The 20,585-nt window shown below is 73.2% G+C and carries 14 protein-coding genes; 4 read left to right on the top strand and 10 right to left on the bottom strand.

Annotated features, from left to right (window positions below):
• Positions 1-13 precede the first annotated feature (13 nt).
• Positions 14-940: a proline dehydrogenase family protein gene (locus tag ACFYZY_RS03790; RefSeq protein WP_388689160.1), complete on the bottom strand. Its 927-nt coding sequence runs from the start codon at positions 938-940 to the stop codon at positions 14-16.
• Positions 941-1,123: 183 nt separating this feature from the next.
• On the opposite strand from ACFYZY_RS03790, the gene ACFYZY_RS03785 reads away from it, so the two are divergent.
• Positions 1,124-2,236, top strand: coding sequence for a PucR family transcriptional regulator (locus ACFYZY_RS03785; protein WP_388689158.1), 1,113 nt, complete (start codon positions 1,124-1,126; stop codon positions 2,234-2,236).
• A 30-nt stretch (positions 2,237-2,266) separates the two neighbouring features.
• Here ACFYZY_RS03785 and serA read toward each other — a convergent pair whose 3' ends face one another.
• From serA to ACFYZY_RS03755, 6 genes are all read right to left on the bottom strand, one after another.
• Entirely contained in the window at positions 2,267-3,856 is a 1,590-nt protein-coding gene (gene serA / locus ACFYZY_RS03780) for a phosphoglycerate dehydrogenase (protein WP_388689156.1), read from the bottom strand.
• Positions 3,857-4,092: 236 nt separating this feature from the next.
• Positions 4,093-5,094, bottom strand: coding sequence for a ketol-acid reductoisomerase (ilvC, locus tag ACFYZY_RS03775; protein WP_388689155.1), 1,002 nt, complete (start codon positions 5,092-5,094; stop codon positions 4,093-4,095).
• 115 nt (positions 5,095-5,209) lie between these two features.
• On the bottom strand, positions 5,210-5,737 hold the full coding sequence (gene ilvN, locus ACFYZY_RS03770; protein ID WP_388689154.1) for an acetolactate synthase small subunit: 528 nt from the start codon (positions 5,735-5,737) through the stop codon (positions 5,210-5,212).
• Between the two features lie 38 nt (positions 5,738-5,775).
• The gene (locus ACFYZY_RS03765; RefSeq protein WP_388689152.1) at positions 5,776-7,638 is read right to left on the bottom strand and encodes an acetolactate synthase large subunit; all 1,863 of its coding nucleotides are present in this window, start codon (positions 7,636-7,638) and stop codon (positions 5,776-5,778) included.
• Positions 7,639-7,867: 229 nt separating this feature from the next.
• The gene (locus ACFYZY_RS03760) at positions 7,868-10,732 is read right to left on the bottom strand and encodes a putative bifunctional diguanylate cyclase/phosphodiesterase (protein ID WP_388689369.1); all 2,865 of its coding nucleotides are present in this window, start codon (positions 10,730-10,732) and stop codon (positions 7,868-7,870) included.
• 653 nt (positions 10,733-11,385) lie between these two features.
• Positions 11,386-12,348 carry a 2-hydroxyacid dehydrogenase gene (locus ACFYZY_RS03755; RefSeq protein WP_388689151.1) on the bottom strand — a complete coding sequence of 321 codons (963 nt, stop codon included), beginning with the start codon at positions 12,346-12,348 and terminating at the stop codon, positions 11,386-11,388.
• Positions 12,349-12,422: 74 nt separating this feature from the next.
• On the opposite strand from ACFYZY_RS03755, the gene ACFYZY_RS03750 reads away from it, so the two are divergent.
• The 3 genes from ACFYZY_RS03750 (at position 12,423) to ACFYZY_RS03740 (ending at position 14,991) form a co-directional block, all read left to right on the top strand.
• A complete protein-coding gene (locus ACFYZY_RS03750) occupies positions 12,423-13,433 on the top strand; it encodes an aldo/keto reductase (RefSeq protein ID WP_388689150.1) in 1,011 nt (336 codons plus the stop codon).
• A 122-nt stretch (positions 13,434-13,555) separates the two neighbouring features.
• A complete protein-coding gene (locus tag ACFYZY_RS03745; protein WP_388689148.1) occupies positions 13,556-14,689 on the top strand; it encodes a PQQ-dependent sugar dehydrogenase in 1,134 nt (377 codons plus the stop codon).
• An 8-nt stretch (positions 14,690-14,697) separates the two neighbouring features.
• The gene (locus ACFYZY_RS03740) at positions 14,698-14,991 is read left to right on the top strand and encodes a DUF6191 domain-containing protein (protein ID WP_388689147.1); all 294 of its coding nucleotides are present in this window, start codon (positions 14,698-14,700) and stop codon (positions 14,989-14,991) included.
• 365 nt (positions 14,992-15,356) lie between these two features.
• Here the strand turns inward: ACFYZY_RS03740 and ACFYZY_RS03735 are convergent, their stop codons facing one another.
• From ACFYZY_RS03735 to ACFYZY_RS03725, 3 genes are all read right to left on the bottom strand, one after another.
• Positions 15,357-15,926 (bottom strand): GNAT family N-acetyltransferase, encoded by a 570-nt coding sequence (locus ACFYZY_RS03735; RefSeq protein WP_388689146.1) that lies wholly within the window; start codon positions 15,924-15,926, stop codon positions 15,357-15,359.
• Positions 15,904-18,141: an MMPL family transporter gene (locus tag ACFYZY_RS03730; protein WP_388689144.1), complete on the bottom strand. Its 2,238-nt coding sequence runs from the start codon at positions 18,139-18,141 to the stop codon at positions 15,904-15,906. Before ACFYZY_RS03730 ends, ACFYZY_RS03735 begins: the two co-directional genes overlap by 23 nt.
• Positions 18,142-18,325: 184 nt before the next feature.
• On the bottom strand, positions 18,326-20,416 hold the full coding sequence (locus ACFYZY_RS03725) for a phosphocholine-specific phospholipase C (protein ID WP_388689143.1): 2,091 nt from the start codon (positions 20,414-20,416) through the stop codon (positions 18,326-18,328).
• Positions 20,417-20,585: the final 169 nt, after the last annotated feature.

Here is a 20,585-nt window from a genome sequence, read left to right as displayed (position 1 = left end):
GAGGGGTGGGGGCTCAGCCCTTGGTGAGGATGGAGCGGGCGAAGAAGAGGAGGTTGGCCGGCTTCTCCGCCAGGCGGCGCATGAAGTATCCGTACCAGTCCGTGCCGTACGCGGTGTACACGCGCATGCGGTGTCCCTCGGCGGCGAGGCGGTGCTGCTCCTCGCCGCGGATGCCGTACAGCATCTGGAACTCGTACTCGTCCAGTTTGCGCCCGGCGCGGCGGGCCAGCTCCTGGCCGATGGAGATCAGGCGCGGGTCGTGGGACCCGATCATCGGGTAGCCGGAGCCCTCCATCAGGATCTTCATGATCCGGACGTACGCCTTGTCGATCTCCGGCTTGTCCTGGAGGGCGACGGAGGCGGGCTCCTTGTAGGCGCCCTTCACGATCCGGACGCGGGAGCCGTTCGCGGCGAGGCGGCGGGCGTCGTCCTCGGTGCGGAAGAGGTACGCCTGGATGACGCAGCCGGTCTGCGGGAAGTCCTTCCGCAGCTCCTCGTGGATGGCGAACATCGAGTCGAGGGTGGTGTGGTCCTCGGCGTCCAGGGTGACGGTGGTGCCGATCGCGGCGGCGGCCTCGACGACGGGCCGGACGTTCGCCAGCGCGAGCTCGTGGCCGTCCTCCAGGGACTGGCCGAACATCGACAGCTTCACGGACATCTCGGCGCGCTCGCCGAGCCCCAGCTCCCCGAGCCGGCCGACGAGCTCCAGGTAGGCGTCCCGGGCGGCGTACGACTGCTCGACGGTGGTGATGTCCTCACCCACGACGTCGAGGGTGACCTCCAGGCCGCGCTCGCCCAGCTCCCGCACGATCGGGACGACGTCGTCGACCGTCTCGCCGGCGATGAAGCGCGCCACGACCTGCTTGGTCCCGGGCGCGGCCGACACGAAACGGCGCATCTTGTCGCTGCGCGACGCGGCGAGGATCACGGGACCCAGCACGGGGACCTCCAGAAGGGCAGGGTGACGAAGGGCGCCTTACCCGGTCTTTCATGAAGAACCGGGAACAGCACGAAGAACCACCGTGAAACCTATGGATCGCTCCGATCGTCCGCCACCTACAGCTGTCACGCATCCGTGGCCCGCCTCTCATACATCTGTCTGAAAGGGTGCGAGAATGGGCCGGTGAAGGACGATTACCAGGACCTGGTGGACGAGATCTCCGCGCTGCTCGGCGCCCCGGCGACGCTGGAGAACCGCGACTTCGGCCTGATCGCCTTCGGCGCCCACGACAGCGACGACGACACCACGACGGACCCCGTCCGGACGCGGTCGATCCTGACCCGGAAGTCGACCCCGGCGGTCCGCGCCTGGTTCGAGGGCTTCGGCATCACCCGGGCGGAGGGCCCGGTCCGCATCCCGGCCGCCCCGGACGCCGGGGTGTTCCGCGACCGCCTCTGCCTGCCCGTACGCCACCGGGGCGTCGTCCTCGGGTACGTCTGGCTGCTCGACACCGACCCCGGCCCCGCCCCCTCCCGGCTCGCCGCCGCGATGGAGGTCGCCACCCGGATCGGTGACCTCCTCGCCGACGAGGAGCGCGCGGACGCCGACCTCTCGCGCGATTTCGCCGCGGTCCTGACCGCCGGCCGCGGCTGGCAGGGCGACATGGCCGTCGCGGCGCTCCGCGCGGCCCTCGGCCCCGGCGCGGACGGCCTGCACACCGTCGTCTGCGTGACGCCGTGGCGGGGCGAGGCCCCTCCGGTCCGGGCGATTCCCGGCGTGGCCGCGGTCGCCGCGCTCCCCGAGGGCGCGTCCCTCGCCGTCCTCGTACGGCTGCGCACAGCCGAGGACCTCTCCCCCGCCCGTACGGCGGCCGAGCGGCTGCGCGCCGACGCCCCGGCCGGCATCGCGTCCCCCCGCCGGGGCCTCACGGAACTCGCGGCGGCCTGGCGCGAGGCCAGCACGGCGGCCCGCGCCGCCACGGCCCAGCCGGCCCTCGGACCCGTCGCCGAGTGGACCGGGATCGGCCCGTACCGCCTGCTCGCGGCGCTCTACCACCCCGAGGTCGACCCCGTCGTCGCCCCGCTGCTGGCCCCCGCCCACGCCGAACTGGCCCGCACCGCCGAGGTGTTCCTCGACAACGCGGGCCAGGCGGGCCGCACGGCGCAGGCCCTGGGCATCCACCGCCAGACCCTGTACTACCGGCTGTCCCGGGTCGAACAGCTCACGGGCCTGGACCTGGACGACGGCGAGGACCGGCTGCTGCTGCACATGTCCCTGAAGTCGGCCCGGCTCTGAGCGCCCGCTCCCCCCGGGGAGGGATGCGCGTCAGATCAGGTTGACCGAGCGGGCCGAGGTGGCGCCGATCTCCGCCGAGATCTCCGCGAGCACCGGCGCCGGGACCGTGTCGTCCACGGTGAGGACGACGAGCGCCTCGCCGCCCTCCTCCGCGCGGGAGACCTGCATGCCGGCGATGTTCAGGCCGGCCTCGCCGAGGATGCGGCCGACCGTGCCGACGACGCCCGGACGGTCCTCGTAGCGCAGCACGGCCATGTGGTCGGCGAGCGCCAGGTCCACGTCGTACTCCCCGACCGCGACGATCTTCTGGAGGTGCTTGGGGCCGGCGAGGGTGCCGGAGACCGAGACCTCCTCGCCGTTCGCGAGGGTGCCGCGCACGGTGACCACGTTGCGGTGGTCGGGCGACTCGGAGCTGGTCGTCAGGCGCACCTCGACACCGCGCTCCTGCGCGAACAGCGGGGCGTTGACGTACGACACGGTCTCGTCGACCACGTCCTCGAACACGCCCTTGAGGGCGGAGAGTTCGAGCACCTTGACGTCGTGCTGGGTGATCTCGCCGTAGACCTCGACGTCGAGCCGGGCCGCGACCTCGCCCGCGAGGGCGGTGAAGATCCGGCCGAGCTTCTCCGCGAGCGGCAGCCCCGGCTTCACGTCCTCCGCGATCACGCCGCCCTGGACGTTGACCGCGTCCGGGACCAGTTCGCCGGCGAGCGCCAGGCGCACCGACCTGGCGACGGCGATGCCGGCCTTCTCCTGGGCCTCGTCCGTGGAGGCGCCGAGGTGCGGGGTGCAGACGACCTGGTCGAGCTCGAAGAGCGGGGAGTCCGTGCAGGGCTCCTTGGCGTACACGTCGAGGCCCGCGCCGGCGACCCGGCCCTCCTTGATCGCCGAGTACAGCGCCGCCTCGTCCACGATCCCGCCGCGCGCGGCGTTGACGATCCGGACGGAGGGCTTGACCTTGCGCAGCGCCTCGTCGCCGATGAGGCCGAGGGTCTCCGGGGTCTTCGGCAGGTGGACGGTGATGAAGTCCGCGACCTCCAGGAGCTCGTCCAGGGCCAGCAGCTTCACCCCCATCTGGGCGGCGCGGGCGGGCTGCACGTAGGGGTCGTACGCGACGATCTTCATGCCGAAGGCCGACATGCGCTGGGCGACCAGGACGCCGATGCGGCCGAGGCCGACGACGCCGAGGGTCTTCTCGCTCAGCTCGACGCCCGTGTACTTGGAGCGCTTCCACTCGCCGTTCTTCAGCGCCGTGTTGGCCTGCGGGATGTTGCGCGCGGTGGCGACGAGCAGGCCGCACGCGAGTTCGGCGGCGGTGACGATGTTCGACGTCGGGGCGTTGACGACCATCACGCCGGCCTTGGTGGCGGCGGAGACGTCCACGTTGTCCAGACCGACGCCGGCGCGGGCGACGACCCGCAGCCTGTTCGCGGCGGCGATGGCCTCGGCGTCGACCTTGGTCGCGGAACGGACCAGGATCGCGTCCACGTCCGCGATGGCGGGGATCAGCTCGGCGCGGTCGGCGCCGTTGCAGTGCCGGATCTCGAAGTCCGGCCCCAACGCGTCGACGGTGGCGGGCGACAGCTCTTCAGCGATGAGTACGACAGGTTTCGAGCTCACGTGAGTCCTCACAGGTCCAGTGCGGACGGCCGTCCCGACGGCCGCAGGCGGTGGAGGGGCTTGCCGCGTGAAAGCGCACGACGCTGTGGGCCTGACGCGTATGTTGTGGAGAAGTGTAGTGGTGCGCGGGAACGGTTCACCCGCCTCGTCGGCAGGATCACCCGTCCGTGGTTGGACAGTGTGTCCAACGATGCGACGAGGGGCCGGACCGCGCGTCCGACCCCTCGTCGGAAGGCTTACGCCTCCTCGTCGTTCACCCAGCTCATGAGCTTGCGCAGCTCCTTGCCGGTGGTCTCCAGGAGGTGGTTCTCGTCCTGGGTCTTGTACTCGTTGTACTTCTTCAGGCCGCCGTGGTACTCGGCCATCCACTCCTTGGCGAAGGTGCCGTCCTGGATCTCCGCGAGGACCTTCTTCATCTCGGCCTTGGTGGCGTCGGTGATGATCCGCGGGCCGGTGACGTAGTCGCCCCACTCGGCGGTCTCGGAGACCGACCAGCGCATCTTCTCCAGGCCGCCCTCGTACATGAGGTCCACGATGAGCTTCAGCTCGTGCAGGCACTCGAAGTACGCGATCTCCGGCTGGTAACCGGCCTCGGTCAGGGTCTCGAAGCCCGCCTTGACCAGGGCGGCGGTGCCGCCGCAGAGGACGGCCTGCTCGCCGAAGAGGTCGGTCTCGGTCTCCTCGGTGAAGGTCGTCTTGATGACGCCGGCGCGGGTGCCGCCGATGCCCTTGGCGTACGAGAGCGCCAGCGCGAAGGCGTTGCCGGTGGCGTCCTGCTCGACGGCCGCGATGCACGGAACGCCGCGGCCCTCCTCGTACTGACGGCGGACCAGGTGGCCCGGGCCCTTCGGGGCGACCAGGGCGACGTCGATGCCCTCGGGCACCTGGATGAAGCCGTAGCGGATGTTCAGGCCGTGGCCGAAGAAGAGCGCGTCGCCCTCCTTCAGGTTCTCCTTGATGGACTCCTCGTAGACCTGGGCCTGGATCGGGTCCGGGGTCAGGATCATGATGAGGTCGGCCTCGGCCGCCGCCTCGGCGACGGAGACGACCCGCAGGCCCTGCTCCTCGGCCTTGGCCTTGGACTTCGAGCCCTCCTGCAGACCGACGCGGACGTCGACGCCGGAGTCGCGGAGCGACAGCGCGTGGGCGTGGCCCTGGCTGCCGTAACCGATCACCGCGACCTTGCGGCCCTGGATGATGGACAGGTCGGCGTCGTCGTCGTAGAACAGCTCGGCCACTGGGATCTCCTTGATGTGCTGGTGGTGCGTCCCACCGTACGGCGGGGAGCGGGGGGAAGGTCACGGGGTCTCGTCCATCGGACCGCCGGGCGTGCCCGGCGGCCGGCGGGGCCCCTCAGGCGCTGCGGTCGAGGGCCCGCAGCGACCGGTCCGTGATGGACCGGGCGCCACGCCCTATGGCGATCGTGCCGGACTGCACGAGCTCCTTGACGCCGAACTGCTCCAGCATCTTGAGCATCGCGTCGAGCTTGTCGCTCGAACCGGTGGCCTCGATGGTGACCGCCTCGGGCGAGACGTCCACGGTCTTGGCGCGGAACAGCTGCACGATCTCGACGATCTGGGAGCGGGTCTCGTTGTCGGCGCGGACCTTCACCAGGACGAGCTCGCGCTGGATCGCGGCGCCGGGCTCGAGTTCGACGATCTTCAGGACGTTGACCAGCTTGTTGAGCTGCTTGGTCACCTGCTCCAGGGGCAGGTCCTCGACACTGACCACGATGGTGATGCGGGAGATGTCGGGGTGCTCGGTGACGCCCACGGCGAGCGAGTCGATGTTGAAGCCCCGGCGGGAGAACAGGGCGGCGATCCGGGCGAGGATGCCGGGCGTGTTCTCGACGAGGACGGAGAGCGTGTGCTTGGTGGACATGTCGTGGGTCTCTTCCTTGTCGCTGTCGCTCTGCGTGCTCAGTCGTCTTCGCCGTCGCCGAAGTCGGGACGGACGCCCCGGGCCGCCATGACCTCGTCGTTGGAGGTGCCGGCGGCGACCATCGGCCAGACCTGGGCGTCCTCGTGGACGATGAAGTCGACCACGACCGGGCGGTCGTTGATGGCGTTGGCCTCGGCGATGACCTTGTCCAGGTCGGCCGGGTCCTCACAGCGCAGGGCGACACAGCCCATGGCCTCGGAGAGCTTGACGAAGTCGGGGACGCGGGTGCCCCTGTTCGCCTTCAGGTCGTCCGGACCGGAGTGCAGGACGGTGTTGGAGTAGCGCTGGTTGTAGAAGAGGGTCTGCCACTGGCGGACCATCCCGAGGGCGCCGTTGTTGATGATGGCGACCTTGATCGGGATGTTGTTCAGGGCGCAGGTGGTCAGCTCCTGGTTGGTCATCTGGAAGCAGCCGTCGCCGTCGATGGCCCAGACCGGACGGTCGGGCAGACCGGCCTTGGCGCCCATCGCGGCGGGGACCGCGTACCCCATCGTCCCGGCGCCGCCGGAGTTGAGCCAGGTGGCGGGCTGCTCGTAGTCGATGAAGTGGGCGGCCCACATCTGGTGCTGGCCGACGCCCGCGGCGAAGATCGTGCCCTCGGGGGCGAGCTGTCCGATGCGCTGGATGACCTGCTGCGGCGAGAGGCTGCCGTCCTCCGGCAGGTCGTAGCCGAGCGGGTAGGTCTCGCGCCAGCGGTTCAGGTCGCTCCACCAGTCCGCGTATCCCGTTCGGGCGGCCTCGCCCTTGTTGCCCTCGCTGTGCTCGGCCTGGACGGCCTGGACCAGGTCGGCGATGACCTCGCGGGCGTCGCCGACGATCGGCACGTCGGCGGTGCGGTTCTTGCCGATCTCGGCCGGGTCGATGTCCGCGTGGACGATCTTGGCGTACGGGGCGAAGCTGTCGAGCTTGCCGGTGACGCGGTCGTCGAACCGGGCGCCGAGGGCGACGATCAGGTCGGCCTTCTGCAGCGCGGTGACGGCGGTGACCGAGCCGTGCATGCCCGGCATCCCCACGTGCAGCGGGTGGCTGTCGGGGAAGGCGCCGAGCGCCATCAGGGTGGTGGTGACCGGGGCGCCGGTGAGCTCGGCGAGGATCTTCAGCTCGGCGGTGGCGCCGGCCTTGATGACGCCGCCGCCGACGTACAGGACGGGCCGCTTGGCGGCGCTGATCAGCTTGGCGGCCTCGCGGATCTGCTTGGCGTGCGGCTTGGTGACCGGGCGGTAGCCGGGCAGGTCGGCCTGGGGCGGCCAGCTGAAGGTGGTCTTCGCCTGGAGGGCGTCCTTGGCGATGTCGACCAGGACCGGGCCCGGACGGCCGGTGGAGGCGATGTGGAACGCCTCGGCGATCGTCCGCGGGATGTCCTCGGCCTTGGTGACCAGGAAGTTGTGCTTGGTGATCGGCATCGTGATGCCGCAGATGTCCGCCTCCTGGAAGGCGTCCGTGCCGATGGCCTTGGAGGCGACCTGACCGGTGATCGCGACGAGCGGGACGGAGTCCATGTGCGCGTCCGCGATGGGGGTGACCAGGTTCGTCGCACCGGGCCCCGAGGTCGCCATGCAGACGCCGACCTTGCCCGTCGCCTGGGCGTAGCCGGTGGCCGCGTGGCCCGCGCCCTGCTCGTGGCGGACCAGGATGTGGCGCACCCTCCGCGAGTCCATCATCGGGTCGTAGGCGGGGAGGATGGCGCCGCCGGGAATGCCGAAGACGGTGTCGACGCCCACTTCCTCGAGAGAACGGATGAGGGACTGCGCGCCCGTGACGTGCTCGACGGCGGTGGGCAGCGCGCCGTTACGGGGCCGCGGCTGCGGATGGTGCCCGGTGGCCTGCTCGGTCATCAGCATCTCTTCTCGAGGCAGAGGGTTTCTTGCGAAGTGTTTTACGAGGTTTTGCGGCGACTTCGGGGTGAGCCGGTGCAACAAAAAACCCCTCGTGCCGTGAGGCAAGCGAGGGGAGCGCGTCGGGTGCGTTCTAAGCCGGGCCTACGATGCCCCTGCTTCAGCCGACGCGCTTTCCAAGTACGAGAATTCGGGTGCGCATGGCACTGACCCTCTCCCCCACCCCTCTTCACTGTCAAGTGGGTGGGACGGGCGTCTCATCATGTGGGCGCATCGGGGGCCGGTTTCCGACAGGGACGGGGATCGCCCCGGGCAGCGGGTACTCGTCCCGGACGAGCGCCCTGCGCAGCCGGTACTCGTCCAACGGGCCCGAGAAGGCCATGCCCTGGGCGTGGCTGCAGCCCATGGCGCGCAGGGCGACGACCTGCTCCGGTACGTCGACGCCGTCGGCGACGGTCCGCATCCCGAGGTCGCGGGCGATGCGGAGCACCCCGCGGGTGATCTTGCGGAGCCGGGCGGACTCGACCACGCCCTCGACCAGCACCCGGTCCAGCTTCAACATGTCCGCGGGGAGCCGCCGCAGGGCGTCGACGGCCACGTGGCCGCTGCCGAAGCCGTCGAGCGCGATCCGCACGCCGAGTCTGCGCAGGGCGACCAGGCGCCGTTCCAGCTCGTCCAGCGGAATCCGGGGGTCGTTGTCGGCCAGCTCGACGATGAGCGAGCCGGACGGCAGCCCGTGCCGGGTCAGCAGGGACTCGATCGATCCGAGCGGCAGGGAACGGTCCAGGAGGCGGCGGGCGGAGAGGCGGATGGCGACGGGGGTGCGATGGCCGATTCCCGCTCGTTCGGCGGCCTGTTCCACGGCCTCCTCCAGGAGCCAGCGCCCCAGCTCGGCGGTGCGCTCGCTGTCGTCGGTGACCCGGAGGTACTCGGCGGGGGTGAAGAGGATGCCCTGGGCGGAACGCCAGCGGGCCTGGGCGCTGACGGCCGCGACCCGGCCGGTCGCGAGATCGACGACCGGCTGGTGGAGCAGGGCGAACTCGCCGTCGTGGAGGGCCGTGCGCAGCCGGGCGGCCAGCTCCGTCCGCCGGACGACCTCGTCCTGCATCTGGGGGACGTAGAGCTCGACGCGGTTCTTGCCGCCGGCCTTGGCCCGGTACATGGCGAGGTCGGCGTTGCGCAGGAGGTCGCCGGCCTCGATGCCCGGTTCGGCGAAGGCGACCCCGATGGAGGCGGCGACCCGCACCTCCTGGCCGCCGTCCAGGCGGTAGGGCCGGGAGAGGGTGAGGCGGAGCCGGTCGGCGATCTCCTGGACCTGGCCGCGGCGGGCCGACGGGTCGTGGCCGCCGTCGCCGAGGATGAGGGCGGCGAACTCGTCGCCGCCGAGCCGGGCGGCGGTGTCCCCGGCCCGTACGGAGTCCTGGAGGCGGCGGGCGGCCTGGATCAGGAGGTCGTCCCCGGCCTGGTGGCCGAGGCGGTCGTTGACCGCCTTGAAGCCGTCGAGGTCGATGAAGAGCACGGCGGCACCGGGGTCGGAGGAGCGCCGGCCGCCGAGCGCCTGGCGGACCCGCCGGGTGAAGAGGGCCCGGTTGGGCAGGTCGGTGAGCGGGTCGTGCTCGGCGTTGTGCTGCAGCTGCGCCTGGAGCCGTACGCGCTCGGTGACGTCCCGGCTGTTGAAGATCAGGCCGCCGTGGTGCCGGTTGACGGTCGACTCCACGTGGAGCCAGCCCTCCCCGCCCCCGGCCTCGCCCGGACGGGAGGCGCCCCCGTGGCCCGAGCGGAAGCGGCACTCGATCCGGGTGGTGGGCTCCTCGGCGGGCGGGGCGGCCAGGAACCGCCGCACCTCGTGGACGACGGCGCCGAGGTCGTCGGGGTGGATGAGGGCGGCGAGTTCGGTGCCGACGAGCTCCTCGGCGTCCCGCCCGTACACGCCGGAGGCGGCCGGGCTGACGTAGTGGAGCGTCCCGTTGGGCGCGGCGATCATGATGACGTCGCTGGAGCCCTGCACGAGGGACCGGAAGTGGTTCTCCTTGTGGGCCAGTTCGTGGGTGAGGGCGATGTTGTCGAGGAGCATGATGCCCTGGCGCACGACGAGGGCGAGGACCACCGTGCAGCCGGTGAGGACGACGACGCGGTCGACCCGGCGCCCCTCGACCACGTTGTAGAGGATGCCGAGGGTGCAGACGGCGGCGGCGAGGTACGGGGTGAGCGCGGCGAGCGAGCCGGCGACCGGGCGGCCGGGCAGCTCCGGTCCGTCCGCGGCGTCCGCGCCGGCCGGGAGGCGGCGCGCGCCCCAGGGCGCGTAGGCGAGCAGCAGGGAGCCGGCGAACCAGCCGGCGTCGAGGAGCTGGCCCGAGGCGTAGTTCTCGCGGAGCAGCGGCGAGGTGAAGAGGGCGTCGCACAGGACGGTGAGGGCGAGGGCGGCGATCGCGGTGTTGGTCGCGGAGCGGTTCGTCTGCGAACGCCGGAAGTGCAGGACGAGCACCATGCTCACGAGGACGATGTCGAGCAGGGGGTACGCGAGCGAGAGCGCCGCCCGGGCCACGGACTCGCCCTCGACGTGGGTGGTGCGGGCGAGGGCCAGGCTCCAGGAGAGCGTGAGCAGGGAGCCGCCGATGAGCCAGGTGTCGAGCGCCAGGCAGAGCCAGCCGGCCCGGTTGGCGGGTCTCTTGGCGAGGACGAGGAGGCCGACGACGGCGGGCGGCGCGAAGAGCAGGAAGAAGAGGTTGGCGACCGAGAAGTCCGGCACCTCGACGCGGAGGACGAACTCGTACCAGCCCCACACCGCGTTCCCGAGGGCGGCCATGAGCGAGGAGAAGGCGAAGAGCAGCCAGGCCGGACGGGCGCTGCCCCGGCGGGCGCGGGCGTAGAGGAAGCAGGAGACCGCGGCGGTCAGGGCGGCGGCGCTCAGCCCGAAGTCACCCATGAAGAGCGCGAGTTCCGGCGAGCCCCAGCCGAGGGAGGCGCCGGTCGTGTAGCCCGCGCAGAGCAGCCCCAGGGAGACCTGGGCGGCGACCGTCCCGGTGCCGGGGCGGTCGGGCCCCCGGGTCCCGGGGTCGCCGGCGGGGCGGCGGGCGAGGGCGGCCCCGGGCGCGTTCACCGGGGGCTCCGGTGCCGCGCCGGCGCGGTCGGCCGTGCCGTGCGGCCGGGCCGGCGGTTCGCCGGCGCCTCCGGGGGCGTGCCCGTCGCGGCCGCGGGGGCCGGCGGCGACGCGGTCCGGGTGTGCGAGACCGGCGGCCACGGCGCTCCCTCCGGTGTGCGGCGGCTCCGGGGAGTCTGGCGCGCGGTGCGGCGCCGCCTGGTCCGGCACCGGGCGCACGAGGCCGGCGGCGAGGCGCTGAAGGTCTCCGGACGACGGCGCCGCCGTGCCGGATCGCCGGTCTCTCGGCCGTGCTCCACCCGTGGCCCCCCTCGGAATCTGATGGCCCGTCACTTCGCTCCCCGGCGTCAGCCCGTACTCGACGCAGTCCCCCGGTCCGGGACGATACACCAGGTTGGTCACGCAGGGACAGGGTCGGAGTACTCTCCGTGACTACCGGGGGTGACGTGCGGTACGGACCGGGACACGTCCGGAGGACGGCGCCGCCCGGAGCGCCGGTTCCGTCCGGGGCGGCGGGATCACCCGGAAGGCCGTATCCCCGGAGGGGAGGAACCGCCGGCGGGGGCGTCCGCGCGGGCCGGCCGTCCGCGCGGCGGGGCTTCCGGGGGCGCGCGCCGGGGCCGGGCCCCGCGCCCCGGCGCGCCGGACGGTCCTCAGGTGGTGAGGAGGACGTTGGCGAGCTCCTCACCGGCCGCGAACCGCCGCAGCTGCGCCGCGATCAGCCGCTTCGCCCGGGGCATGAAGGCCGAGGTGGAGCCCCCCACGTGGGGACTGATCAGGACGCCGGGGGCGTGCCACAGCGGGTGCCCGGCCGGCAGCGGCTCCGGGTCGGTGACGTCGAGCGCCGCCGTGATCCTGCCGCTTCCGGCCTCCTCCAGCAGGGCGGCCGTGTCGACGACCGGCCCGCGGGCGACGTTCACGAGGAGCGCCCCGTCCTTCATCCGGGCGAGGAACCCGGCGTCGGCGAGGTGCCGGGTGTCGGGTGTGAGCGGAGTGGTGAGCACGACCACGTCCGCCTCCGGGAGGAGCGCGGGCAGGTCGGCCAGGGCGTGCACCTCGCCGCGCTCCGCGGTGCGCGCGGAGCGTGCGACGCGCGCCACCCGTGCGCACTCGAAGGGGGCGAGCCGGTCCTCGACGGCGGCGCCGATCGAGCCGTACCCGACGATCAGGACGGACTTGTCGGCGAGCGCCGGGTAGAAACCGGCCCGCCACTCCTCGGCGTCCTGGCCGCGCACGAAGCCGGGGAGGCCGCGCAGCGAGGCCAGGACCAGGGCGAGGGCGAGTTCGGCGGTGCTGGCCTCGTGCACGCCCTTCGCGTTGCACAGGGCCACTCCCGGCCGCAGCGACCCGATGCCGGGGGTGACGTGGTCGATGCCCGCCGACAGGGTCTGCACCACCCGGACCGCGTCCATCCCGGCCAGCGGCCGGACGGCGATCTCCGGGCCCTTCATGTACGGGACGACGTAGAAGGCGCAGCGCGCCGGATCGGCGGGGAACTCCGGTCCGCCGTCCCAGAAACGGTAGTTCAGGCCCGACCCGTCCGGTGCGGGGAGACCTTCGATCTCGTCCGCGGGAATCGGAAGCCACACGTCAGCGGTCGTGTCTTCGCATCTCATGTCCGGGAGGCTATGCGAAGAATCCCGTGCGTCATTGGTTACTTTGGGGGCGGCACAGGGAGGGGTACCGGCAGGTGGAGCGCAGGACTATCGGGGCGACGGCGCTCGACGTGGGCGCGATCGGCCTGGGGTGCATGCCGATGAACTGGGCGTACAGCCGCTCGCAGCAGCGGGGGGACCGCGCGCTGCGGACCGTGCACGCGGCCCTGGACGCCGGGACGAGCCTGCTGGACACCGCGGACATGTACGGCCCGTTCACCAACGAGCTGCTGCTGGGGCGGGTGTTGAAGGAGCGCCGGGCCGACGCCTTCGTCTCGACGAAGTGCGGGCTGCTCGTCGGCGACCAGCACGTGGTCGCCAACGGGCGCCCGGGGTACGTGCGCCGGGCCTGCGACGCCTCGCTGCGGCGGCTCCAGACCGACGTCATCGACCTGTACCAACTGCACCGGGCGGACCCGGAGGTGCCGGTCGAGGAGACCTGGGGCGCGATGGCCGAGCTGGTGTCGGCGGGCAAGGTGCGGGCGCTCGGCCTGTGCGCCGTCGGCGCCCGGACCGCGCGCCGGGGCGCGGTCGGCGCGGACCGCGACGGCTACGAGGGAACGATCCGGCAACTGGAGCGCGTCCAGCAGGTCTTCCCGGTGGCGGCGGTGGAGGCCGAGCTGTCGGTGTGGTCGCAGGAGGCCCTGGTCCGGCTGCTGCCCTGGTGCGCCGCCCGGGGCGTCGGCTTCCTGGCGGCGATGCCGCTGGGGAGCGGTTTCCTGACCGGGACGCTGACCCCGGGCGGCGGTTTCGAACCGGACGATCCGCGCGCCCGGCACCCCCGGTTCACGGCGGAGATGATGGCGGCGAACCAGCCGCTCGTGGCGGGGCTGCGGCGGGTGGCCGCGCGGCACGGACCGGACGTCACCCCGGCCCAGGTGGCGCTCGCCTGGGTCCTCGGCCGGGGCCCGCACGTCGTGCCGGTGCCGGGGACGAAGCGGGAGCGGTGGGCGGTGGAGAACGCGGGGGCGGCCTCGCTGCGGCTGACGCCGGAGGACCTGGCGGAGATCGCGGCGCTCCCGGCGGCCCGGGGGTCCTGGGACTGAGCGCCCGGCGGGAACCACTCCGGGGCGGGCGGTGTTCACACGAGTGGGGACGCCGCCGTCGGGTGGGGCGCCGCCGCGGGGCGGTGGTGCCGCCGTCCGACCCGTCGAAGGGGACCGTGCCGATGAACCGTCCTGCTGTCGTGAAGGCCCTGGCCTCCGCCGCCACCGTGCTGGTCCTGGCGGCGGGCTGCTCCCCGGGAGGCGCGGAGGAGCGGCCGGGCGCGGCCCCGCCGACGCGGGCCCCGTCCTCCGCCCCCGTCTCCCCCGGCACCGCCACGTCCCCGGCCGGCCGGGTGACGGTGGCGGGGACGCTCAGCGAGGGCCTGGAGTCGCCCTGGGGGCTCGCCGCGCTGCCCGGGGGCGATCTGCTGGTCTCGTCGCGGGACGGGGGGACGGTGACCCGGATCGACGGGCGGACCGGCGGGAAGACGCCCCTCGGCGAGGTGCCGGGGGTCGTGCCGGGCGGCGAGGGCGGGCTGCTGGGCCTGGCCGTCCGGGACGGCTGGGTGTACGCGTACCTGACGGCCGCCTCGGACAACCGGATCGTGCGCATGCGGTACGGGGGCGCGTCCGGCGACCGGCTCGGCCCGCCGGAGCCGGTCCTGACCGGCGTCCCCAAGGGGTTCACGCACAACGGCGGGCGGATCGCGTTCGGGCCGGACGGGATGCTGTACGCGGGGACGGGCGAGACCGGGCGGACCGGTCTGGCGCAGGACCGGGGGTCGCTGGGCGGGAAGATCCTGCGGATGACGCCGGAGGGCGCTCCGGCGCCGGGCAATCCCTTCCCGGGCTCGGTCGTCTACTCGTACGGGCACCGCAACGTGCAGGGCCTGGCCTGGGACGCGGACGGGCGGCTGTGGGCGGCCGAGTTCGGCCAGAACGCCTGGGACGAGCTGAACCTGATCGGGGCCGGGCGGAACTACGGCTGGCCGGAGGCCGAGGGACGGGCCGGGAGGAAGGGGTTCGTGGACCCGGTGGCCCAGTGGCCGACCTCGGAGGCGTCCCCGAGCGGGATCGCGTACGCGCGGGGCGCGATCTGGCTGGCCGGGCTCAGGGGCGAGCGGCTGTGGCGGGTCCCGCTCTCCGGCGAGGAACGTTCCGGGGAGCCCCGGGCGTTCCTGGAGGGTGAGTACGGCCGCCTGCGGACCGTCCTCGCGGCGGGCGGCGACCGGCTCTGGCTGGTGACCGGCGAGACCGACACCCGGGGGACGCCCGGGCCCGGTGACGACAGGATTCTCCGCCTCCGGGTGGAGTGAGAAGGGCGGTGGCCGTGTTCGGTCCCATGGCGGAGCTGTTCGCACCCGGCCGGCAGCACACCGAGGAGGAGCGGCGGAGGCTCGCCCTGACCCGGGAGGACGCGGGGGACGCGGACCCGGGCCGGGGCCCGATAGACCTGCGGTCGGGGCGGGTGACGATACGGGTGCCCCGGGCGGGGACGCGGGGGGACGCCGACGGGCGGCCGGAGGACGGCGACGGGCGGCCGGGAAGCGCGCGCGAGGACGGCACCGGGCAGCCGGAAGAGGCACACGGGGAGGGCGGCGGGCGGGTCGGCGGCTAGGGCGCGTGTCGAAAGTCCCGTCTGCCCGGCGGCGCCCGGCACGCACTCCCCCGTAGCCCTTCGGGCACGGGGGTGCCCCCAGCCGCGTTGTCGGGACCGCCCCGATGCATCCGGTACCGGGGCGGCCCTCCGCCGTGCGCTCGCACGCACCGGACACCGCCGGGCCCGCCCTCCGGGCGGACGACGCCCCTTTCGACACACGCCCCAGGAGCGCGCGGAGCCGCGCCGTACGGCCGGGCCGGGCGCGCCCGGCCCCGCGAGGGGGCCGCGGGCCGGTGCCCGCCGGGCCGCCCCGTGAGGAGCCGGGCGGCGGGTGCCCGCCGGGCTGCTCCCCGACCCGGGCCGGGCGGCAGGCCACCGCCGTGCTACTCCTCCGCCCGCTCCGCCTTCGCCGCGCGCCACTCCGGGGCCAGGACCGACCAGATCTCCGTGTCCGTGCGCGTCCCCCGGTACGGGTAGTTCTCGCGCAGGACGCCCTCCCTCGTCATCCCGAGGCGGCGGGCGACGGCGGTGCTCGGCCCGTTCTTCGTGGAGGCGTACCACTCGACGCGGTGGATGCCGCGCTCCTCGACCGCCCAGTCGATGATCACCCGGCAGGCCCGGGTGACCAGGCCCTTCCCGGCGGCGGCGGGCTCCAGCCAGCAGCCCGCCTCGGCGGTGCCGTGCGTCACGTCCATGGTCCGGAACATGACGCCGCCGACGAGGGTGCCCCCGGTCCAGATGCCGTAGATCCGGCCCGCGTCGTTCGCGGCCTTCTCGGCGTACGCGCGGAGGAAGGAACGGGCGGAGTCCAGGTCCGTGACGACGTCCGGCAGCCCGACGTGCTGCCCGATGTACTCCCGGCCCCGGTCCATGTGGGCCAGGAACTCCTCGGCCCGCCAGGGTTCCAGGGGCCGCAGCTCGGCGCCGTCGTCACCCAGCGATATCGCGAACATCCTCGTTCTCCTCCGTGTCCGGGACCGTCATGTGCCGCACCGGGATCTTCGCACGCGCGCCGGCGGCGGCCCGGCACTCCGGCGGTTCGACGCTGATCCGGGGCAGCAGGCGGTCGAGCCGCTTCGGCAGCCACCAGTTGGCGCCGCCGAGCAGGTGCATGAGGGCGGGGACGAGGAGGGTGCGGAGCACGAAGGCGTCGAGGGCGACGGCGGCGGCGAGCGCGATGCCGAACATCGCGACCACCCGGTCGCCGCTGAGGACGAACGCCAGGAAGACGGAGATCATGATGACGGCGGCGGAGTTGATCACCCGGCTGGTCTCGGCGAGGCCGACCCGGACCGCCCGCCGGTTGTCGCCGGTCTCCAGCCACTCCTCGTACATCCGGCTGACCAGGAAGACCTGGTAGTCCATGGAGAGTCCGAAGAGGACGGAGACCATGATCACCGGGAGGAAGGGTTCGATCGGTCCTGCGCTGCCGAGGCCGAGGAGTTCGCTGCCCCAGCCCCACTGGAAGACCGTCACGACGACGCCGAAGGCCCCGGCGACGGCCATGACGTTCATGACGGCCGCCTTGAGCGGGATGCCGACCGAGCGGAAGGCGAGCAGGAGCAGCAGGCAGCCGAGGGCGATGACGACGCCGACGAAGAGCGGCAGCTTGCCGACGATGATCTCGGCGAAGTCGTCGTAGGAGGCGGTGACTCCGCCCACGTTCACGTCGAGGGAGGCGCCCTCCCCGGCCCTCGGCAGGACGTCCCGGCGCAGCCGGTCGACCAGTTCGCTGGTCGCCCTCGACTGCGGCGAGGAGTCGGGGACGACGGTGAGGACGGCGGTGTCACCGGGGCCGTTGTAGGCGATCGGGGAGACGTCCGCGACGCCCCGGGTCGCGCGGAGCACGGCCGGCAGGCGGTCGAGGGCGACCCGGTCGTCGGCGCCGTCGAGGGCGGCGACGAGGGTGAGGGGGCCGTTGACGCCGGGCCCGAAGCCGTCGGCGAGCAGGTCGTACGCCTTGCGGGTGGTCGCACTCGCCGGGCCGTTGCCCTGGTCGGAGGTGCCCAGGTGGAGCGAGAGCGCGGGCAGCGCCAGGACCGCCATGACGACGACTGCGGCGGCTCCGAGGCGCTTGGGGTGCCGCTCGACGAAGGCGGACCAGCGGGCGGCGAACCCGGTGGGGAGGTCGGGCCTCGGTCCGTGTTCGGCGAGCGTCCGGCGTTCGCGCCGGGACAGCGCGCGCGGGCCGATCAGGGAGAGCAGGGCCGGGAGGAGGGTGACGGAGGCGGCGACCGTGAGGACGACGGTGAGGGAGGCGGCGACGGCGACGCCGTTGAGGAAGTCCAGCCGCAGGATCAGCATGCCGAGCAGGGCGATGCAGACGGTGGCCCCGGCGAAGGCGACGGCGCGGCCGGTGGTGGCGACGGCGGTCTCGGCGGCCTCGGCGACGGACAGGCCGCGTTTGAGGCCCTTGCGGTGCCGGGTGACGATGAAGAGCGCGTAGTCGATGCCGACGCCGAGGCCCACGAGCATGCCGAGCATGGGGGCGAAGTCCGCGACGGTCATCAGGTGGCCGAGCAGCACGATCCCGGAGTACGCGATGCCGACGCCGACGAGCGCGGTGGCGATGGGGAGCGCGGAGGCGGCGAGCGAGCCGAAGGCGAGGAAGAGGACGACGGCCGCGACGGCCACGCCGACGACCTCGGCGGCGTGGCCGCCGGAGGCTTCGGTGAGGGCGACGGCGGAGCCGCCCAGTTCGACCCGGAGGCCGTCGGTCGCGGCGCCCTTGGCGGTGTCGACGAGGGCCTCAGCCTCCGCCTCGGGGATGTCGTCCGCCTGTTCGGCGAAGGTGACGGTGGCGTAGGCGGTGCGCCCGTCCTCGCTGATCCGTCCCGCCGCGTCCTCGTAGGGGGAGGTCACGGCGGCGACGCCGGGCAGCTCCGCGACCTCGCGGAGCATGGCGGTCGTGCGCTCCCGGACGGCGTCGGCGCGGACGCTGCCCCGGTCGCTGTGCCAGACGATGGTGTCGCTGTCGCCGCCGAGGCCGCGGAAGCCCCGGTCGAGGAGGGCGGTGGCGCGGCCGGACTCGGTGCCGGCGGCCTCGTAGTCGTTGGAGTAGGCGTTTCCCGCGAGGAGCGCCCCGGCGCCGGTCCCGCCGAGGGCGAGGAGCCAGAGGAGGACGGCGAGGAGGCGGTGCCGGACGCACCACCGGGCGATGGCTGCCAAAGGACGTGCTCCCTGGGTGGTTCGTGGATCTTTCCCGGGAACGGCCCGAAAAGAACGCATGACCTACGTGCGCTCACTCTCGCAGCCAAACGTGATCGTTTGTCCCTTTCGTGTCGATGGTCACAGGGGTGTGGCGTCCACCGGGACGCGGGGCCCGCGCCCCGCGCCCCGGTTCGCCGCGCGCTCAGCCGGAGACGCTGGCGCGGCCGTTCTCGATGTGGCCCATGACCCGGCGGCGGAAGCCTCCGGGGGCGGTCACCTCGACGTCGTACCAGCCGTGCGCGTCGGCGGCGGAGTGGACGACGGTGCGGGTCTTCCCGGGCTTCACGGTGACGGTGCGGGTCCAGTCCGCGAGGTCCTCCTCGTCCACGTACCCGAGCGGCCGGACCGTGAAGGAGAGCGGCGCGGAGCCGGTGTTCCGTACGGTGAGGTGCAGGTCGCGGTCGCGGTGGTCGATCCGGGTGGCCAGCTCGGCGCCGCCCGTCGCGGGCCCCTCGAACTCCCGGCGGAAGCCGTTGGGGCCGGTGATCGTGAAGCGGTAGCGGTCGCCGGGTACCGGGACGGTCCACTCCCCCGTACCCCTGACGTCCCGGTGCTGCGGGACGTCGAACTCGCCCGCGTACGGGTAGAGGGCGAAGTGCGCGCTCGCCCTGCCCCCGTTGCTGAGCGCGACCCGTACGGAACCGGCGCGGACGGTGGCGTCGGCGTCCGGCTGGTACGGCAGGGGGCGGGCGGGGCGGACACCGGGCTCCTGGACGGGCATCCGCTGCACGGCCGGGGGCTGGGGCCGCCAGCGGCCGGTGAACGGCGGAACCGGGCCGGGCCGCTCGACCTCGGGCTGCCGGCGGCTCCGCCGGAAGTCGAAGGCGGAGGTGAGGTCGCCGGTGACGGTCCGGCGCCAGGGGGTGATGTTGGGCTCGCGGACGCCGGTGAGCTTCTCCAGGAAGCGGATCACGGAGGTGTGGTCGAAGGTCTCGGAGCAGACGTAGCCGCCGACCGACCAGGGGGAGACGACGAGCAGCGGGACGCGGATGCCGAGGCCGGTGGGCTGTCCCTTCCAGCGCTCGTCCGGGTCGTCGGCGGGCGGGACGGGCGGCGGGACGTGGTCGAAGAAGCCGTCGTTCTCGTCGTAGTTGATCAGGACGACGGTGTGGCGCCAGACGTCGGGGTGGGAGCCGAGGGCGTCGAGCACCTTGTAGACGAGGGTGGCGGAGGCGATCGGGGAGGAGGAGCCGGGGTGCTCGGAGTCGATCGCGGAGGGCACGAGGTACGAGACCTCGGGCAGGGTCCCGGCGGCGACGTCGGCGCGGAAGGCGTCGGCGAGGGTGCCGCTCTCGACGCGGCGCAGGCCGCGTTCGAAGAGGGAGCGCTCGGCCCGGGTCAGTCCGGCGACGCCCTCCTCCAGGAGGCCGAGGAGCCGGGTCCGCTCGGCGGGGTCCTCCGTGTCGCGGACGGCGGCGTAGAAGGACTCCATGAAGGTGTGGCCGCCGGTGCGGGCGAGCGCCTTGCGGGCGATCTTCTTGAAGGTGGTGAAGAACTCGATGTTGTTGTCGGTGAAGTTCTCCCACTCGGTGTACGTCTTCCAGCTGCGTCCGGCGGCTTCGAGCCGTTCGGCGTAGGTGGACCAGCCGTAGCCGGGGTGGGTGGCCTCGGCGTAGGCGGCGTTGCTCACGGCCCGGCTGCCGTCGGCCTCGTAGCCGGTCCAGCCGGACCAGAGGTGGTTGCGGTTGGGGCTGGTCGAGGTGTGGACCGACGAGTGGTAGGCGTCGCAGACGGTGAAGGTGTCGGCGAGCTCGTAGTGCAGGGGGATGTCCCGGCGGTCGTAGTACGCCATGGTGGCGGCGGTCTTGGCGGTGACCCAGCCGTCCATCCAGCCGCCGCGCCACGCCTTGGCGCCGCCGCTCCAGGAGTGGTCGAGGTCCCCGATGTACTGGAGGTCCTTCTTCTGGGTCTCGGCGGCGTCCCGGATCGGGAAGGGGAGCACGGTCCTGCCGGTCCCGGCGGGCTGCTCGAAGACCGGCCTGCCGGAGGGGAGTTCGACGGCGTTGCGGTCGCCGAATCCGCGGACGCCGCGGAGGGTGCCGAAGTAGTGGTCGAAGGAACGGTTCTCCTGCATCAGGATCACGACGTGCCGGACCGCCGAAAGCCCTCCGGACGGGGGCTCCGCGGCCATCGCGGCCTGCAGCGACGGCGGCAGCAGCGATCCGGCCGCGGCGGCACCCAGGGCGCCTCCGCCCAGTGCGAAGAGCCTTCTGCGGGACATCTCGGACGACAAGACCGACCTCCAGTCGACGGCCAATGGTTCTCCTTCGAGCCATTGGGTGGTTCGCCGGGGACGGTAGTGAGACGGGGTGACGACGAGAAGACCCGGCGGGGGCCTTCCCGTGAACGTCCAAGGGAACGGGACGGAAGTCCAAACGATTTCAGGTCATCGGGGGGCCCTG

The sequence above is a fragment of the Streptomyces sp. NPDC001744 genome (genome assembly GCF_042892575.1).
Taxonomy (GTDB): domain Bacteria; phylum Actinomycetota; class Actinomycetes; order Streptomycetales; family Streptomycetaceae; genus Streptomyces.
The sequence above is the reverse complement of the archived record's forward strand: the minus strand, read 5'-3'. Positions and strand labels throughout refer to the sequence as shown.

Bases quoted from the DNA above. Each gene is read 5' to 3' on its own strand.
- ilvN (WP_388689154.1), bottom strand. From the start codon at position 5,737: ATGTCCACCAAGCACACGCTCTCCGTCCTCGTCGAGAACACGCCCGGC.
- ACFYZY_RS03765 (WP_388689152.1), bottom strand. From the start codon at position 7,638: ATGCTGATGACCGAGCAGGCCACCGGGCACCATCCGCAGCCGCGGCCC.
- ACFYZY_RS03755 (WP_388689151.1), bottom strand. From the start codon at position 12,348: ATGAGATGCGAAGACACGACCGCTGACGTGTGGCTTCCGATTCCCGCG.
- ACFYZY_RS03745 (WP_388689148.1), top strand. From the start codon at position 13,556: ATGAACCGTCCTGCTGTCGTGAAGGCCCTGGCCTCCGCCGCCACCGTG.
- ACFYZY_RS03735 (WP_388689146.1), bottom strand. From the start codon at position 15,926: ATGTTCGCGATATCGCTGGGTGACGACGGCGCCGAGCTGCGGCCCCTG.